Here is a 16,632-nt window from a genome sequence, read left to right as displayed (position 1 = left end):
GATCACCCCGGGTCATGCCGTCCGGTCTACCGCATTTCCCCGGACGCCGAGGCCGGAATGACCCGATCGTGATCCGAACTCAGAACAGGCCCTAGGCCCTGTCCGGCGGATCTTGGCGGGGCCGCATCGACCGGGCGACCCCGCCGTGCCCCTCCCCGAGGCGGGAATCCCCTCACGGAGGGGCGCGGTCGGAGCGAGGGTCCCTCAACCCTGGGGCGGTGCGGAACCCGCTCGGTCGGTGTGTCCGTCGTCTTCCACATGACGAGGGGGATTCCGTCGCGCGGGCAGGTTGGGGAGCCACCGCGCAGCGATGAGTCGGGGGGCCTGTCCTTCCGTGTGTCGGGGCCTACCCAGGTTTTGGGTCCCGACGGACGCGCGTTGAACATCGGACCCAGGCGGCAGCGGGAGTTGCTGACCCTGCTGCTGCTCCGGCCGGGGGTGGCCGTGCCGGTGGAGCGCCTGGCCGAGGAATTGTGGAACGGGCGTCCGCCGCCCGGGGCCCGGTCCACGCTGCACGCCTATCTGTCCGGCCTGCGCCGGGTGTTGGAGCCGGGGCGGCGGGCGCCCTACCGCCTGTTGACTACGCGCGATGACTCCTACGCCCTGGACGTGCCGGCCGGGAGCCTGGACGTGGCGCGGCTGTGCGCGCTGACCGACGCGGGGCGCGCGGCCGGTGCGGTGGGGGCGTACGAACGGGCGGACGAACTGCTGGGCGAGGCACGCCTGTTGTGGCGGGGCGAGCCGTTCGCCGAGCTGGCCGACCACGACGCGGCCGAGTCCGAACGGGCCCGGCTGGTCGAGGAGTACACCTCGCTGCGCGAGGACGCGGCCGAGTACCGGTTGGCGATGGGCGCGCACGCGTCGGCGATCGGCGACCTGATGTCGCTGGTCCGGGCGCACCCGCTGCGGGAGCGGCCGAGGGCGCAACTCGTGCTCGCCCTCTACCGATCCGGCCGGCAGGCGGAGGCGCTGCAGGTCCTGGAGGCGGGTCGCCGGTTGTGCGCGGAGGAACTCGGCCTGGATCCGGGCCCGCGCCTGCGCGACCTCCAAGCAGCCATCCTGCGCCAGGACCCGGCGCTGAGCGCGCCCCCGCGTCCACCGGCGCCCGCGCCGATCTGCGGGCACCGCCGCCCCCTCGTGGGCGGCCGGGCCCATCACCCGCGCCCGCACCGGGATTCGCCGCACCGACGACGCTAGGGCGTGTCTTCACTGCTCCCGGCGACCGAAAACGGACGGGTGGTGTCCGAGGCCGCGAGCCTCGGACACCCTCGCCCACAACCTTCACACACAGCCTGTGGACAACCTTGTCTTCAGCCTTCGTCGACCACGGGCGGCTCGGGTGGGTCGGTGCGGTGGAAGTGGAACGTGCAGTGGGTGTCGCCGTGGCCGATGGTGCCGACGCGGTCGAAGCGCAGACCGTGTCGGTTCGGGTCGATGGCCCGGATCCAGTTCAGGTCGAAGGCGCACATCGCGGGCGTCAACTCCGGGGCGGAATTGGCGACCAGCACGTCGTGGTAGAAGCAGCGGTGGATGTCGAGGAGGTAGCGCCGATCGTCGTCCGCCGGGCGAACGAAGGTGAAGGTCCGGCCGAAGGACTCCTCCTCGCGGGACTTCGACAGCGCGACGATCGCCGCGAACGGGTCGGGCGCGGCATCGAGCATCGCCGCGGTGGCCGCCTCCGTGATCGCGCCGAGCGGTTCGACGATCGCGTCCCGGACGAGGGCGACGGCGTCGTCGCGATCCAGGTGCGGCCGCAGGATCCGGTACGCCGCGACCAGCGCGAGGGTGATCCGCAGGTTGTGCCGGGACGGCTCGTCGTCGATCAGATGCGCGTTGGCGACTTGGAGTTCGCGGTGCAGCGCGGTCAGATCGTCCGTGAGGCACTCCGGCAGGCCCCGCTCGCGAACCGCGTTCGCGATGTGCGCGACGAATGCCTCCAGCACGAGCGTGGTGTCCCGCTCGGCGTCGGGCGTGTACCCGCCGTCGCCGAAGGTGTCGTGGTCGGTGGTCATCATGGTCCTTCCGAGACAGGCTCGGATGCGGGAACACGACCGCACACCGCCGCGCCGAACCCGCATGCCGAGCGAGCCCGACAGCACACTCCACCGACCGACCCGGCGCTGACGAACTTCCGCGTGCAGATGGCGTATTGCCGGCACAAGGCTACGACGTCCGGCCGGCTGCGGGTCAGTCGGCCCAGGTGTAGCCGACATAGTTCTCGGCCAGCGCGGCCATCGCCGCATCGGAGTCGGCCACATACGCCAACTGCGCCTCCTGGCACCGCCGTTCGAACGCGTCCGCATCCCCACGCGCATGCAACAACGTCGTCATCCAGTACGAGAACTGCTCCGCCCGCCACACCCGTCGCAGACACGCGTCGCTGTAGCCGTCGAGCCCCGCCCGCGACCCGGCCAGGAAGAACTCCTCACACGCCCGCGCCAGCACCCGCACGTCCGCCATCGCGAGGTTCAACCCCTTCGCCCCCGTGGGCGGCACGATGTGCGCCGCGTCGCCCGCCAGGAACAGCCGCCCGAAGCTCATCGGCTCGGCCACGAAGCTCCGCATCGGGGTGATGCTCCGCTCCCTGATCGGCCCCTCGTCCAGCGTCCAGCCCGGCAGCGCCAACCGCTCGCGCAACTCCGCCCAGATCCTCTCGTCCGGCCAGTCGGCGAGATCCGCGTCCGGGTCCACCTGGAGATACAGCCAGCTCACCGCACGCGAGCGCATGCTGTGCAGCGCGAACCCCCGCTCGCTGTAGGCGTAGATCAGATCGTCGGTGGACGGCGCCACATCCGCCAGGATGCCCAGCCACGCGAACGGATGGACCCGCTCGTGAATCTTCAGCACATCCGCCGGAATCGCCCCGCGCGAGACCCCGTGGAACCCGTCGCACCCCGCCACCAGGTCGCACTCCAGCACCTCCTCCACACCGTCGCGCAGGAACCGCACACGCGGCGCGTCGCCGTCGATGCCCTCGATCGTGGTCACCGGCGCGTCGAAATACATCCGCGCTCCCTCGGCGACCCGCTTCGCGATCAGGTCCTTGACGATCTCGGTCTGCCCGTACACGGTCACCGACCGCCCCCCGGTCCGACTCGGGAAGTCGATGTGCCGGTCCCGACCGGCGAAGCGCAGATGGATCCCGTGGTGGACCAGCCCCTCACGATCCAGCCGGTCCGCCGCGCCGGCCTCGCGCAGCACGTCGACCGTGGCCTGCTCCAGCATGCCCGCCCGCTGCCGGCCCTCGCAGTACGCGCGATCGCGCGCCTCCAGCAACACCGCGTCGATCCCACGATCGTGCAGCAGTTGCGACAGCAGCAGACCCGCAGGCCCCGCACCGATGATCGCGACCCGTGTCCGCATCCGCCCGCTCCTCGTCCCGCCCTACCCGATCCGCCTCAGGCTCGCCCATCGTGGGCCCGGCCGGGCCGCCCGCCTTCCGGTGGCCGGAAGCCGGTGCCCCCGGTCGAGTTTGCTCGGCGCGGACCCGGCAAGGGATGGGATGTCGAGCACGGGCGGATACCTCCGCTATGCGGAGTGCATCCGCTGTTCCACCGAATGGCACGATCCGAGACCCGACACTTCTGGAGTCCCCCGTGAACACGGCAGCGACCATCGTCCTGATCGTGGTGATCGTCGTCCTCCTCGCCGGCGCGGCCGTCCTCGTGGGCCGCCCGATGATGCGACGCAAGCACCTGCAAGACCGCTTCGGCCCCGAGTACGACAAGGCGGTCGAACAGTACGGCGACCGACGCGTGGCCGAACGCCACCTGGCCGATCGCGAGCGCAAGCACCGGGACCTCGACCTCAAGCCCCTGGAGCCGGCCGCGCGTGAGCAGTACGCCACCGAGTGGACCAACGTCCAGGAACGGTTCGTGGACGCCCCCGGCGACGCGGTGGCCGAGGCCGACGCGCTGATCACCCGGCTGATGCACGAGCGCGGCTACCCGACAGGCGCACACGACACGCGGATCGAACTGCTGTCCGTGGAGCACGGCCACACCCTCGAGCACTACCGCCAGGCGCACGAGATCGCCCGACTCAACGAGGCCGGCCGCGCCGAGACCGAGGACCTGCGCCAGGCGATGATCCACCACCGGGCCCTGTTCGACGACCTGCTGGGGCAGACGTACCGCCCCCGCAACAGCGCCACGTCCAGGGGCACGCACGACCATCGGACCGGCACGACGGACCCGACGGGGACGAGCGGTACGACCACGACACCGGCCGGATACGACACGCGGGCACCCCGATTCGACACCACGAAGCCGGAGACCCGCTGACCGGGTGCACACCCGGGTAGGCATGGACAAAACGGAAGACGAATCGGAAGACCGACCACACCGGAGCGGTCCCGAACGGGGGACGCTCGGAAGAACGGCGCCACGGCCAGTCGTACCGGACGAGAGGACCCAGACCGATGCGCAAGACGAACTCACCCAACGCGCCGGGTACTTCCGGCGCACCGCCGGAAGACGCGCCCGTCGTCGAGCGCGACGACCGCGACCGCGCCGCCCGCCAGGCCCGGATCACCGACGGCGCAGGCCCCGTCCCGCCCGCGCCCGCCGACCCGCCGCCGGCGCCCCCGGCCCCGGTCGCCGACCTCCCGCATCGACAGCACGACGAGGCGGAGCCGTACGGGACCTCGGTCCTGCCGGCGCGCGGCACGGGCAAGAGCGGCACGGCCGCAGCCGCGGCCGGTGCCGGGACGCGGAGTGCGAGCGGTCGTCAGCCCGCCGCCCGGCGCACCCCCGCGCGCCGCACGGTCACCGACGACGCGCTCGTCGACCGGAACACCGGCGACGAGTTGAACGCCCGCTTCCGGGACACCCTGTCGACCTTCGTGGACAGCCCCGCCGAAGCGGTCTCCGACGCCGACGAGGTGACCGCGCAGGTGGCCAAGCTGGCGACCGACGCCATCCAGGCCCGGCGCGCCGAGCTGGAGCGGCTGCGGCGCGAGGCCGGGGACGATACCGAGCAACTGCGGCTCGCCCTGCAGAAGTACCGGGCCTTCGTACAGGTGATGCTCAAGCTCTGAGGACGTGAGCACCGATGGGGACTGTCACCCACGTGGGTAACAGTCCCCACCCGCGCCCTCGTCCGCGTCGGCGCCGATGTCCCCGCTCCCGGACCAGTGCAGCGCCACGTCCCGCGACAGTGCCCGGGCCGCCGTGGTCACCGTCGGCACCAGCCGCCGCAGGTCGGCCGTACGCCGCCCGGTCACCAGGGACAACGCCGCGATCACCGTGTCGTGCCGATCCCGGATCGGCGCAGCCACCGAGTGCGCGCCGACCGTCATCTCCCCCGACGTGGTGGCCACTCCGGTGCGCCGGACCTCGGCCAGGCACACACGCAGCCGCTCCGGATCGGTGATGGTGCGCTCGGTGTGCGCGTCCAACGGCTGTGCCAACACCCGCTCGCGCAACTGCCGGGGCGCGTAGGCGAGCAAGACCTTGCCGACCCCGGTGGCGTGCAGCGGCAGTTCCACACCCACCCGGGTGACGATCGGCATCGAGCGGGTGCCGCGCAGGCGTTCCAGATACAGCGCCTTGCCGTCGCGCAGCACCGCGAGCTGCACGTTCTCGTGGGTCGCCTCGTACAGGTCCTCCATGTGCGGCAGCGCCAGATCGCGCAGATCGGTCGCGGCGTGCGCCTGCGCGCCGATGTGCCACAGCTTGACCCCGACCCGATACGACCCGTCGTCCAGCCGCTCCAGAAAACCCCCGCCGACCAGCTCGGCGACCAGGCGATGCCCGGTGGCGAGCGCCAGATCGGCCCGACGGCACACTTCCGTCAGGGACAACCGGCCGTCCCCGGCCGCGAACGCGCCGAGGATGGCCATCACCTTGCCGGTCACCGTGACGGGCGTCATCGGCGGCCCTCCCTCACTCGCCCAGCTCGGCCCGGACCCGCTGCGCCACCGCGAAGGCGCTGTTGGCCGCCGGCACGCCGCAGTAGATCGCGGTCTGCAACAGCACCTCCTTGATCTCGTCCCAGCTCAGGCCGTTGGTCCGGGCCGCCTTCAGGTGCATCGCGAGTTCGTCGAGGTGGTGGCCGGCCACCAGGGCGGTGAGGGTGACACAGCTGCGGGTACGGCGGTCCAGGCCGGGCCGGGTCCAGATCTCGCCCCACGCGTAGCGGGTGATCAGGTCCTGGTAGTCGGCGGTCAGTTCGGTGGTACCCGCGACCGCCCGATCCACATGCGCGTCGCCCAGCACCTCGCGCCGCACCCGCATCCCGTCGGCGTGGCTCATCCCCGTACCCCCGCCGTCAGGTGCGCCAGCATCGCCGAGGTGACCGCCTCGGCCTGCTGGATGTTCGCCAGGTGCGCGGCGTCCGCGACCTCCACCAGTGTCGCGTCGGGGATGCCGGCGGCCAGCTCGCGGGCGTGTTCGAGCGGCGTGGACGGGTCCCGCTCGGCGCCGATCACCAGCGTGGGCGCGCTGATCCGGCCCAGTTCGGCGCGCAGGTCGTAGCCCGCGAGCGCGTCGCAACAACCGGCGTAGCCCTCCGGTGGGCAGGCGTACAACATCTCGAGGATCCGCCGCACCGCGGCCGGCTCCCGCTCGATGTACTCCGGGGTGAACCAGCGCCGGATCACCGTGTCGGCGAGTTGCCGCATGCCCTGCGCGCGCACCGTCGCGGCCCGCTCCCGCCAGCCCTCGGGCTCGCCGAATCGCGCCGAGGTGCAACACGCGATCAGCCCGGTCAGCCGCTCGGGATGACGCACGCCCATCCACAGGCCGACCGCGCCGCCGAGCGAGACCCCGGCGTAGGCGAACCGCCTGATCCCGTACGAGTCGGCCAGCGTCAGCACGTCGCCGACCAGGTCGGCGATCGAGTCGGTGCCCGGTACCGGGTGCGAGCGACCGTGTCCGCGCAGGTCGTAGCGCAGCACCCGGTGCTCCCTGGACAACTCCGGGATCTGCGCGTCCCACATGCCCAGTTCGGTGCCGAGCGAGGGGCCGAGGATCACCACCGGGGCGTCGGCCGGGCCGTCGAAGCGGTGGTTGAGCGTGGCGATCGTCATGTGACCTTCTCTTGGAACCGGAACACGGTGCGGTGGTGCGCGAGCGCCCGATCGATCAGGGCCGGGGTGGAGCCGAGATGGCCGGCGGGGTCGAACAGCGTCTCGTCGGCCTCCCCCAGCACATCACGAAGGTGCCGGCCGGTTCGCGCCGAGGTCCGGGAGGCGTCGGTGAGCAGCCGGCGAGCCTGCGTCGCGCCGTGCTCGGCGGTCAACGCGGCGACCAGCCGCTCGGACACGATCCGCCCTCCGGTCAGCTCCAGGTTGGCCCGCATCCGGTCCGGGAAGACGGCCAGCCCCTCGGCCAGTTCGGCCGCCGTCGAGGCCGCGCCGCCCGCCAGACGCAGTGCCGCGCGCAGCGGCTGCCACTCGGCGTGCCAGGCGCCGGCCGGGCGCTGGTACTCGGCGCCCGCCGCCGAGGCGGCCAGCATCGAGACGTAGCCGGGCACCTGCCGGGCGGCCGAGACGATCAGCACCGACAGCACCGGGTTGTGCTTGTGCGGCATCGCCGAGGAGCCGCCGCGCCCGGCGCCGGTCGCCTCCGCCACCTCGCCCACCTCGGTCTGCCCGAGCAGCGCGACATCACCGGCGAACTTGCCCAGCGCGCCGGTGATCCGGGCGAGCGCACCGGCCAGGTCCAGGATCGGGGCGCGCAGCGTATGCCAGGGCAACACCGGTTCGGCCAAACCCAGTTCCTCGGCAAACGGGGCGAGCAGCGCGACCCCGTGCGCACCGAGCGCGGCCAGGGTGCCCGCCGCGCCGCCCAGTTGCGCGGGCAGCGCGGCGCGGACCGCGCGGGTGTGCGCCCAGGCGTCGGTGACCGCGACGCACCAGCCGGCCGCGACCAGCCCGAACGTGGTCGGCACCGCGTGCTGGGTGAGCGTACGACCGGCCTGGAGCGTGTCGCGGTGCCGTTCGGCCAGGTCGGCCAGCGCGGCGGCGGTGCGGGCCAGGTCCGGCAGCGTGGTGTCCAGGGCGCGGGCGGCTACCAGCATCGCGGCGCTGTCCACGATGTCCTGGCTGGTCGCGCCCAGGTGGACGTGGTCGGCGGCGGCCGGGCGCAGGGCGCGCACCGCCGCTTGGAGGTCCTGGACGAGCGGGACCACCGGGTTGCCCGCGCCGCGTGCGCGACGGGCCAGGTCGACCGGGTCGAACGTGCCCCGGGTGCCCGCCTCGATCGCGGCGGCGGCCTCGGCCGGGATCAGCCCGATCCGGGCCTGGGCCCGGGCCAGCGCGGCCTCCACGTCGAGCAGCGCACGCAGGTACGCGGCGTCGCTCGTGGCCGCCTCGACGGGCGTCCCGGCCCGGACCGGTTCGAGCAGCCCCGCGTCGACCTCGTCGTACGCGGGGTCCGGGTCGTGGTCGGGCACGGCGTCACGGCGGGCCGCGGGGTCACGGTCACACGGCAAGGAAAACGGTCTCCTGTTCGCCCTGGATGTGCACATCGAAGCGGTAGGCTCCCGATTCCTCCCGCACGGCGATCAGCGTCTCATGCCGGCTCGCCGGAACCAGCGCGAACAGCGGGTCCGCGTGGCGGTCGTCCTCGGGGAAGTACACCCGGGTGACCACGCGGCGCAGCATGCCGCGCGCGAACACCGACATGGCCAGGTACGGGTTCGCGTCGGCCCCGGTCGCGCCGGGCCGAACCGTGCTGAACGCGTAGCGGCCGAGCCGGTCCACCGCCGCCCGCCCCCACCCGGTGAAGGTCACCCCGTCGCGCGCGAAGGAGCCGGGAGCGCGCGGGATCCGGCCCGCCGCGTCGGCCTGCCAGATCTCCACGACGGCGTCCGGGACCGGCACACCCGCGCCGTCGTACACCGTGCCGTGCACCCGGATCGCGCCGGGCGTGTGCGGCGGGACCAGGTCCGGGCCGCCGGCGAAGGGCAGCGCGTAGCCGAAGAACGGCCCGACGGTCTGCGACGGGGTGAGCCCGCCGTCCGGATTCGGCGTGCCGCCCTCGGCGCCGATCGGCCAGGTGTTCATCGGCGGGTCCATCGGCCGGGTGTCCATCGGCGAGGTGCTCATCGGTCCTCCGTCGGGGTCGCGCTCGCGCCGCCGAGCACGATGTCCCACCGGTAGCCGAGCGCCCACTCGCTCACGGTGGTGTCCATGTCGAAGCCGGCGATCATCCGGCGCCTGGCCCGCTCGTCGCGCACCGAGTTGAAGATCGGGTCGTAGGCGAACAGCGGGTCGCCCGGGAAGTACATCTGGGTCACCAGGCGCTGGGTGAAGGCGGTGCCGAAGAGCGAGAAGTGGATGTGCGCGGGACGCCAGGCGTTGTGGTGATTGCCCCACGGGTACGCGCCGGGCTTGATCGTGACGAACCGGTAGCGGCCCTCGTCGTCGGTCAGACAGCGGCCGGCGCCGGTGAAGTTGGGGTCGAGCGGGGCGGGGTGACGGTCGGCCTTGTGCGGGTAGCGGCCGGCCGCGTTGGCCTGCCACAGCTCGACGAGTTGCCCGCGCAGCGGCCGACCCGACTCGTCCAGCACCCGGCCGCCGACCACGATGCGCTCGCCGAGCGGTTCGCCGACGTGTTGTGCGGTGAGGTCGGCGTCGAGCGGGTGTACGTCGGCGACGCCGAACACCGGGCCGGTGCGCTCGGTGGCGCCGCTCGGCGGGATCACCAACGGCGCCCGGGGGCTGCGCAGTTCGGTGCTCCGGTAGGCGGCGAAGTCGAACTCGGGCAGGCGGCGCGGGAGTTGGGGTGCGCGGCGGTCCGGTCGGCCGGCGGTGCGGTCGTGCGGGGTGGTCATCGGGCGTCTCTCCTCAGTTCTCCACCGTGACGGCCAGGCCCTGGCCGACGCCGATGCACAGTGCGGCCATGCCCAGGCCGCCGCCCCGGCGGCGCAACCGGTGCGCGAGCGTGCCCAGGATCCGGGCGCCGGACGCGCCGAGCGGGTGGCCCAGCGCGAGCGCGCCGCCGAGCGGGTTGACCACGGCCGGGTCCAGCTCGGGCCATTCGCCCAGGCAGGCGAGCGCCTGGGCGGCGAACGCCTCGTTGAGTTCGACCGCGTCCAGGTCGGCGAGGCCGCGACCGGCCCGGGCCAGCGCGCGGCGGCCCGCCTCGACCGGGCCGATGCCGAACCGGCGCGGGTCCACGCCGTGCACGCCGCTCGCGGTGATCCGGGCCAGCGGCTCGCGGCCGATGGCCCGCAGTCCCGCCGCGTCGGCCACGAGCAGCGCGGCGGCGCCGTCGTTGAGGGGCGAGGCGTTGCCCGCGGTGATCGTGCCGTCGGGGCGAAACGACGGCTTCAGCCCGGCCAACACCTCCGGGGTGCTGCCGGGCCGGACCGACTCGTCCCGGACCAGGTCCACGCCGGGGACCGGGATCACCTCGTCGGCGAACGCGCCGGCGGCCCATGCGGCGGCGGCCCCGGCGTGCGACGCGGCGGCGTAGGCGTCCTGCGCCTCCCGGGTCACGCCGTATTCCGCCGCCAGCTGCTCGGTCGCCTCGCCGAGGCCGACGGTCCACTCGGCGGGCATGCGCGGATTGACCAGGCGCCAGCCGAGCGTGGTCGAGTGCAGCGTCTCGTGGCCGGTGGGATAACCCCGGCCGGGCTTGGCCAGCACCCACGGCGCGCGCGACATCGACTCGACACCGCCCGCGACCACGATCGAGGCATCGCCGACCGCGACCGCGCGGGCCGCCTGGATCACCGCCTCCAGGCCGGATCCGCACAGCCGGTTCACCGTGACGCCGGGCACCGAGGTGGGCAATCCGGCGAGCAGCACGGCCATGCGCGCCACGTCCCGGTTGTCCTCGCCGGCCCCGTTGGCGGCGCCGAACACCACGTCGTCGATGCGCTCCGGGTCCAGATCCGGCGCCCGATCGAGCAGGGCGCGCAACACGGTCGCGGCCAGATCGTCCGGCCGCACCCCGGCCAGCGCGCCGCCGTGGCGACCGATGGGCGTGCGTACGGCGTCCACCAGATAGACGTCCTCGAGCCCGTTCATGCGCTCTCCCCTGCGGCGGCGATGTCGTACCGCCCACCGTGCCGCCTGACGCCCACCCGCCGGGCGCCCGGATTCCGCTCAGCGGAAGCGCGCATCCTCGACCGGGGTCGAACATTCGCCCGGATCGGGCCCCGCGGACGGCCCCACAGGACTAGCCTTCGATCGCCCGCCGCGGCGGCGCGCGGCACACCCACGGGGAGGACCGGCACATGGCAATGCGCAAGGCGACCATGCAGCGGCAGGTCGCGGAGGTGGTGGCCGCGGCGGTGCCCGGCGACGAACCGCTGTGCACGATGTTCGTGGTCCGCGGGCCGAACCCGATGTTGTTCGCGCTCTTCGGCGGCATCGGCGCGCTGATCGGGGCTTCGATGTCCGACTACTACTTCTTCACGGTCACCCGCCAGGGAGTCCTGTTCCACCGCGCGAGTTCGCTGAGCAGCAGGCCGAAGGAGGTGGCCTACGCGCTGACCCACGCGCAGGCCGGGGCGCTGCTGAGCGGGCTGGAGACGAAGACGACCTGGAGCCGGATGTTCTTCCACTTCCCCGGCAAGGACAAGCCCGCCAAGCTCAACTTCCCGCGCCCGTGGCGCACCGAGGGCGAGTGGATCTTCCGCTACCTCACCGACGCGTACGCGGCGTCCGGCGGCGTGCCGCAGGGCGGCGGCCACCCGGCCCAGATGCCGAACCAGTACGCGCCGCAGGCGGCGAACCCGTACCCGGGGCAGGCCCCACAGCAGTACGCCCAGGCCCCACAGCAGTACCCGGGCCAGGCACCCGGCCAGTACGCGCCGCAGCCGCCCAACCAGCCGCCGGGCCCACCGCCCGGCCAATACCCGGCACAGGGCTGATCCGCCCCGGCGCGCCCGATCGAAGTCGGCCCGCTCAGGCCGGAGTTCGGCCGAGCGGGCCGGGGGCGACGCCCCGTCAGCCAGTGACCCGAACCACGTACTTGCCCGCACCCCGCCCCGCGGCCAGCAGGTCGTGTGCGGCCGGAACCTCGGCCAACGACGACAGTTCGGTGACCGGGAAGTCCAGCCGGCCGCCCGCGAGCAGGTCCAGGGTGCCCCGGATGGCCCGGGCCACCCGCCGGGGCGCGCCCGCGACCAGGCCGCGATGGCTGAATCCGGTCACGGTGATGTTGCCGCCGATCAGTCGACCGGCCGCCGGCATCGGGTCGAGCGCACCGCCGGAGGCGTTGCCGAACAGCACGATCCGGGCGCCGGTAGCCGCCGCGTCCAGGTCCAGGGCCAGCGCGCTGGTGCCCAGCGGGTCCAGGATCACATCCACCCCGTGGCCCTCGTTGGCCGCCCGGATGGCGTCCGCGTCCGCCTCGTCGCGCACGAACACCTCGTCGTAGCCGCTCTTGCGGGCGGCCTCGACCTTCTCCGCCCGGCCCACCGTGCCGATCAGCCGACCACCGCCGAGCAGCGGGACCAGTTGCGCCAGCGCACTGCCGATGCCACCGCTCGCGGAGTGCACCAGGACACTGTCCCCGGGGGCGAACCGACCAGCCTCGGCCAGCAGCAACATCGCCGTGGCCAGGCCCAGCGGCACCGCCGCCGCCGTGCGCAGCGTCACCTCGGCGGGCACGGTCATGGTCAACCCGGCCCGGGCGATGGCCACTTCGGCGAGGCCGCCGCCGTCGGGCACCGCCGCGACCCGGTCGCCGACCGCCAGGCCGACCACGTCCGCGCCGACCTCGCGCACCGTGCCCGCGACCTCCAGGCCGGGGCGATACGGCCAACTCCGGACATAGCCCGGATCGCCGCGCCGGGCCATCACGTCCATGAAGTTCAGCCCGGCGTACGCGACGTCGATGGCCACCTCGCCCGCGCCCGGACGGGGCACCTCCACGTCCACGATCCGCGACCGGCGCGCGTCCCCCGGCTCGGTCATCAACAATGCGCGCATGTCCGTCCCCGTCCACGGTTACGATGTTCGACGTACGTCGAAAGTAGTACCACGATGATCGGGGACGCCGGGCAAAATCACCGCCAAGGCGGTCGGGGAAACCCTCCGCGCGCCGGGACCCGTGGAGAAGAGGAGCCGCCCGTGCCCCGCTCGCATCGACGGCGCCCGGCGCCGGTCCACGTGCCCACCGCCGAGATGAACGTGCTCGACGTCCTGCACGCGCTGTCCGACCCGACCCGGATGACCATCACCCGCACACTCCACGCCGACCCCGAGCGCGCGTGCGGCACCTTCCCGGTCGAGGTGGCCCCGTCCACGCTCAGCCACCACTTCCGGGTGTTGCGCGAGGCGGGCGTGATCCACCAGCGCGAGGACGGCAACCGCCGCCTGACCACACTGCGGCAGGCGGATCTGGAGGAGCGCTTCCCGGGTTTGCTCGCGGCGATCCTGGATGCGTACGAGCGGCAGGCGGCCGGGGACGGCTGAACCCGGCGGGACGGGGTCGTCACCCGCTGTCCGCTACCCGCGCAGCGGCAACGGCATGGGTACGGCGGGCAGTCCGTCGATGCTCGCGATGTTGTACGGCTTGGCGCCGACGTACTCGACGAACTCCTCGTCGGTCTTGCGGGCCATGTACTCCTCGTGCAGGGTCCGCTCCTCGCGATAGTCCATGAACGGGACGGCGAACCCGCAGGTGTCGCTGATCAGCTTCGCCCGCACCACCACCACGGCGCGCAGCCCGGCGGCATCCGCGTCACCGAAGCGGGCCACCAGGTCGACGAAGCGCGGGTCGTCGCGGAAGACCGGCTCGCCGACACCGTGCACCCGGACGATCTTCGGCGGCCCCTCGAACGCGCACCACATCAGGGTGATCCGGCCGTTCTCCCGCAGGTGCGCGATGGTCTCGGCGTGGCTGCCGCCGAAGTCCAGGTAGGCCACGGTCTGTTCGTCAAGCACGAGGAGGGTGCCGGCCCGCCCCTTGGGCGACACGTTGACATGGCCGTCGTCGGCGAGCGGCGCGCTCCCCACGAAGAAGACGGGCTGGTCCTCGATGAACTTGCGCAGTCGGTCGTCGATCCGCTCGTACGTTTTTCCCATGTCCGCATTATCCGAGGTGTGTCGTTCGAGCCCAGGCAATATCCGGCCCGTCTCGATCGGCGGACGCACATCCCACCATGCGGACATCCAATGCACACGCCCCGCACCGATCCGTCGCCGTCGCCCACGGGCGCGTCCGTGCCGTCAGTACGCCCGGACCGCCGCCCGCACCCCCGCGAGCGCGGTCGGCGCCACCGAGACCGCGTCGCAGCCGAGCCGGACCAGATGCGGCAGGACCGCCGGATCCGCCGCCGCGTCGCCGCACAGCGACACCGCGCGCCCGTGCGCGTGGCCCGCCCGGATGGTCTGCGCGATCGCGTCCAACACCGTCGGGTGCGCGGCGGAGGCGGGCGTCAGCCGGGGGTCGTCCCGGCTCAGCCCGAGCAGCCGCGAGGTGAGGTCGTTGGTGCCCAGGGACAGGAAGTCGGCGTGCTCGGCGAGGTCGTCCACCTGGTCGAGCACCTGGGGCAGTTCGACCATCGCGCCCAGCGGCGGCGGGAGCAGGCCCAGACTCGCGCACGCGTCGGCGAGCAGACCGCGCACGTGCTTGATCCGCCGGGGGTGGTCGACCATCGGCAGCAGCAGCGCCACCTCGACCCCCGTGTCGCCGGCCGCGCGCATCACGCCGCGCAGTTGTGCGGTCAGCGCGTCGGGTCCGGGCAGCGTGATCCGCCGGTCGCGCAGGAACGGCGGGCGTTTGTCGCCGGTGAAGTCCAGCGTGCGCACCACCACCAACCCCGGCGGCACCGCGGCCAGCACCGGGGTCAACATCGCCACGTGCCGTTCCTCGTCCGGCCAGCCGGACTCCTCGGCCAGGAAGGGCAGTTCGGTACGCAGCAGGCCCACTCCCTCGGAGCCGGCCTCGCCCGCCGCGAGCGCGTCCGTCACGGTCGCCACGTTGGCCCGCACCCGGATCCGGCGCCCGTCCCGGGTGATCGCCTGCCCCGCGCCCCCACCGGGCACCCGCCGCGGCGCCGGGATGGTTCGTACGCCCGCCCCCGCATTGGCCTCGACCGTGCCCGCCTCGCCGTCCACCAGGATCAGGTCCTCGGCCAGCTCGGCCAGCGCCGCCACCGGGATGCCGAGGACCAGCGGGATGCCCAACGAGCGGGCCACGATGGCCAGATGCCCGGTCGGCCCGCCCCGCTCGGACACCGCCGCCGCCGGTCGCGCGCCGCGCAGCAGGTCCATCGCGGCCAACTCCTCGCCGACCAGCACCGCCGGCGCCCCACCCTGCGGCGCGCCGCCCGTCGGGTCCTCGCCGCGCAGCAGCGCCTCGGCCTGGCGGCCGATGTCGCGCACGTCCACCGCCCGCTCGGCGAGCAGTTCGTCGTCGAAACCGGCCACCACGTCGGCGAATTCGCGCACCGCCTCGGCGAGCGCGTCGATCGGCGCCAGGCCCGCCGCGAGGTGTCGGGCCGCGCCGTCGCGCAGCTCGCGATCCCGGGCGATCAGCGCGGCGAACTCGACGATGTCGGCCTCCGCCGCCCGGCCGCGCGTGCGCAGTGCCCCGGCCAGGTCGTCCATGTGCCGGGCCACGGTGTCCAGCGCGGCCGGGATGTCGGTCGGCGGCCCCGGATCCGGCCGGGCGGCCGGTGCGCCGCCCCGGGCCGCCACGAGGCGGCCGACAGCGGACCCCGGCGCGGCTCCCGTGCCGCGCAGTACCGCGCTCACGCGACCCGCATGCGGTCGCGGCCGGCGCAGTGCAGCTCTCCCACGGTGCGTCCTCTTCCTTCCACGTCGTCCCACCCGCCGCAGATCGGCACGCGCGCCCGCAGGCACGCGAGTTCGCCCCGGCGGACGACAACCGCCCGGTCCAGGCACACAGTCTGATGGACACGCGGACGCTGTCCAGCCGAGCCACCCGCACAGGAGCCGGCGAAGCACGGCGCGGGAGAGCCGAGGAGGCGCCGAACGGCCCGCCGGTCCGATCAGGCGGTGTCGTCGGCCTCGCGGTAGCGAACGGCGGAGAGGTCGTCGACGAAGCGGCCCATCAGCGCGCCGAGGGCGGCGAGGTCCTCGTCGGACCAGCCCGACAGCGCGTCCTCGAAGTGCCGGTCCCGCACCCGACGCAGCCGGCGGACCACACCGCGACCCTTGGGGGTGAGGCCGACCCGGGTGATCCGGCCGTCGCGCGCGTCGGTGGTCCGGGTGACCAACTCGTCCGCCTCCAGCTTGCGCAACTCCCGGCTGACCAGCGACATGTCCATCCGGGCGAGCTTGGCCAGATCGCCGATCGCCAGGCCGCCGCCGCCCGCCTGCAACCGGGCCAACAACACCACGGCCGGCTGGGAGACCTGGGCACGCGAGGCGCTGGTGAGTTCACCGTGCACGCGGCGGCTCTGCTGGAGCCGGATCAGGCGTTCGAGCGCGGTCTGGACGTGGTGCCGCGACTCGTGTCGTTCCGGAGTGGGCGACTCGGCTGACGAGGGCACTGGACGAGTCCTCCGGGAGGGAAACAACGCCGTACGGTTTCGTATGGCGGAGGCGGGCGTTCCACAGTCTAGGTGCGTGCCCCCACCGGTCGAAGGTAATTGATGGAGTCCAGCATTGACACGTGTAGGGGCCGGTGGTTGGCTGCGCGCGTCATGATCGACGCCGGGCCCAGGAGCGTCGTCGAACCCATCGATTCCCCCGGGAGA

The 16,632-nt window shown here is 73.5% G+C and carries 18 protein-coding genes; 5 read left to right on the top strand and 13 right to left on the bottom strand.

The genetic code is table 11. The features are described 5' to 3' along the window. Positions 1-378 precede the first annotated feature (378 nt). A complete protein-coding gene (locus tag ACH4XV_RS37205; RefSeq protein ID WP_395797065.1) occupies positions 379-1,197 on the top strand; it encodes a BTAD domain-containing putative transcriptional regulator in 819 nt (272 codons plus the stop codon). Between the two features lie 113 nt (positions 1,198-1,310). Here the strand turns inward: ACH4XV_RS37205 and ACH4XV_RS37200 are convergent, their stop codons facing one another. Next, positions 1,311-2,015 (bottom strand): L-2-amino-thiazoline-4-carboxylic acid hydrolase, encoded by a 705-nt coding sequence (locus ACH4XV_RS37200; RefSeq protein WP_395797063.1) that lies wholly within the window; start codon positions 2,013-2,015, stop codon positions 1,311-1,313. Positions 2,016-2,187: 172 nt separating this feature from the next. Beyond that, the gene (locus ACH4XV_RS37195; RefSeq protein ID WP_395797061.1) at positions 2,188-3,363 is read right to left on the bottom strand and encodes a 4-hydroxybenzoate 3-monooxygenase; all 1,176 of its coding nucleotides are present in this window, start codon (positions 3,361-3,363) and stop codon (positions 2,188-2,190) included. Between the two features lie 233 nt (positions 3,364-3,596). Here ACH4XV_RS37195 and ACH4XV_RS37190 point away from each other — a divergent pair, with 233 nt between their 5' ends. Together ACH4XV_RS37190 and ACH4XV_RS37185 are read left to right on the top strand one after the other, a co-directional pair. After that, entirely contained in the window at positions 3,597-4,283 is a 687-nt protein-coding gene (locus tag ACH4XV_RS37190) for a hypothetical protein (protein ID WP_395797059.1), read from the top strand. 137 nt (positions 4,284-4,420) lie between these two features. Continuing rightward, on the top strand, positions 4,421-5,038 hold the full coding sequence (locus tag ACH4XV_RS37185) for a hypothetical protein (RefSeq protein WP_395797057.1): 618 nt from the start codon (positions 4,421-4,423) through the stop codon (positions 5,036-5,038). A gap of 24 nt (positions 5,039-5,062) precedes the next feature. Here ACH4XV_RS37185 and ACH4XV_RS37180 read toward each other — a convergent pair whose 3' ends face one another. From ACH4XV_RS37180 to ACH4XV_RS37150, 7 genes are read right to left on the bottom strand one after another with little or no spacing between them, the layout of a single operon-like run. Then, positions 5,063-5,872, bottom strand: a complete 810-nt coding sequence (locus ACH4XV_RS37180; RefSeq protein WP_395797055.1) for an IclR family transcriptional regulator — start codon at positions 5,870-5,872, stop codon at positions 5,063-5,065. A gap of 13 nt (positions 5,873-5,885) precedes the next feature. Further along, positions 5,886-6,254, bottom strand: coding sequence for a 4-carboxymuconolactone decarboxylase (pcaC, locus tag ACH4XV_RS37175; protein ID WP_078975950.1), 369 nt, complete (start codon positions 6,252-6,254; stop codon positions 5,886-5,888). Further along, a complete protein-coding gene (gene pcaD / locus ACH4XV_RS37170) occupies positions 6,251-7,030 on the bottom strand; it encodes a 3-oxoadipate enol-lactonase (RefSeq protein ID WP_395797053.1) in 780 nt (259 codons plus the stop codon). The genes pcaC and pcaD overlap by 4 nt, the downstream gene beginning before the upstream one ends. Further along, positions 7,027-8,397 (bottom strand): 3-carboxy-cis,cis-muconate cycloisomerase, encoded by a 1,371-nt coding sequence (pcaB, locus tag ACH4XV_RS37165; RefSeq protein WP_395797051.1) that lies wholly within the window; start codon positions 8,395-8,397, stop codon positions 7,027-7,029. The genes pcaD and pcaB overlap by 4 nt, the downstream gene beginning before the upstream one ends. A gap of 28 nt (positions 8,398-8,425) precedes the next feature. After that, the gene (gene pcaG, locus ACH4XV_RS37160) at positions 8,426-9,010 is read right to left on the bottom strand and encodes a protocatechuate 3,4-dioxygenase subunit alpha (protein ID WP_395797074.1); all 585 of its coding nucleotides are present in this window, start codon (positions 9,008-9,010) and stop codon (positions 8,426-8,428) included. 38 nt (positions 9,011-9,048) lie between these two features. Beyond that, entirely contained in the window at positions 9,049-9,780 is a 732-nt protein-coding gene (pcaH, locus tag ACH4XV_RS37155; RefSeq protein WP_395797049.1) for a protocatechuate 3,4-dioxygenase subunit beta, read from the bottom strand. Between the two features lie 13 nt (positions 9,781-9,793). After that, positions 9,794-10,981 (bottom strand): thiolase family protein, encoded by a 1,188-nt coding sequence (locus ACH4XV_RS37150; protein ID WP_395797047.1) that lies wholly within the window; start codon positions 10,979-10,981, stop codon positions 9,794-9,796. A 209-nt stretch (positions 10,982-11,190) separates the two neighbouring features. Between ACH4XV_RS37150 and ACH4XV_RS37145 the strand changes: the two genes are divergently transcribed. After that, on the top strand, positions 11,191-11,829 hold the full coding sequence (locus tag ACH4XV_RS37145; RefSeq protein ID WP_395797046.1) for a hypothetical protein: 639 nt from the start codon (positions 11,191-11,193) through the stop codon (positions 11,827-11,829). 76 nt (positions 11,830-11,905) lie between these two features. On the opposite strand, the gene ACH4XV_RS37140 is transcribed toward ACH4XV_RS37145, so the two are convergent. Next, a complete protein-coding gene (locus ACH4XV_RS37140) occupies positions 11,906-12,892 on the bottom strand; it encodes a zinc-binding alcohol dehydrogenase family protein (RefSeq protein ID WP_395797044.1) in 987 nt (328 codons plus the stop codon). Positions 12,893-13,033: 141 nt separating this feature from the next. On the opposite strand from ACH4XV_RS37140, the gene ACH4XV_RS37135 reads away from it, so the two are divergent. Further along, entirely contained in the window at positions 13,034-13,378 is a 345-nt protein-coding gene (locus tag ACH4XV_RS37135) for an ArsR/SmtB family transcription factor (protein WP_395797042.1), read from the top strand. Between the two features lie 33 nt (positions 13,379-13,411). Here ACH4XV_RS37135 and ACH4XV_RS37130 read toward each other — a convergent pair whose 3' ends face one another. From ACH4XV_RS37130 to ACH4XV_RS37120, 3 genes are all read right to left on the bottom strand, one after another. Beyond that, positions 13,412-13,990 (bottom strand): pyridoxamine 5'-phosphate oxidase family protein, encoded by a 579-nt coding sequence (locus ACH4XV_RS37130; protein WP_395797040.1) that lies wholly within the window; start codon positions 13,988-13,990, stop codon positions 13,412-13,414. Between the two features lie 144 nt (positions 13,991-14,134). Then, positions 14,135-15,664 carry a putative PEP-binding protein gene (locus ACH4XV_RS37125; protein WP_395797038.1) on the bottom strand — a complete coding sequence of 510 codons (1,530 nt, stop codon included), beginning with the start codon at positions 15,662-15,664 and terminating at the stop codon, positions 14,135-14,137. A gap of 257 nt (positions 15,665-15,921) precedes the next feature. After that, entirely contained in the window at positions 15,922-16,425 is a 504-nt protein-coding gene (locus ACH4XV_RS37120) for a MarR family winged helix-turn-helix transcriptional regulator (RefSeq protein WP_395797037.1), read from the bottom strand. Positions 16,426-16,632 lie beyond the last annotated feature (207 nt).

The organism is Embleya sp. NPDC020630 (genome assembly GCF_044334985.1).
In the GTDB taxonomy this organism is placed as follows: Bacteria; Actinomycetota; Actinomycetes; order Streptomycetales; family Streptomycetaceae; genus Embleya.
Note: the sequence above shows the minus strand (reverse complement) of the source record. Positions and strands in the feature narration are given on the sequence as shown.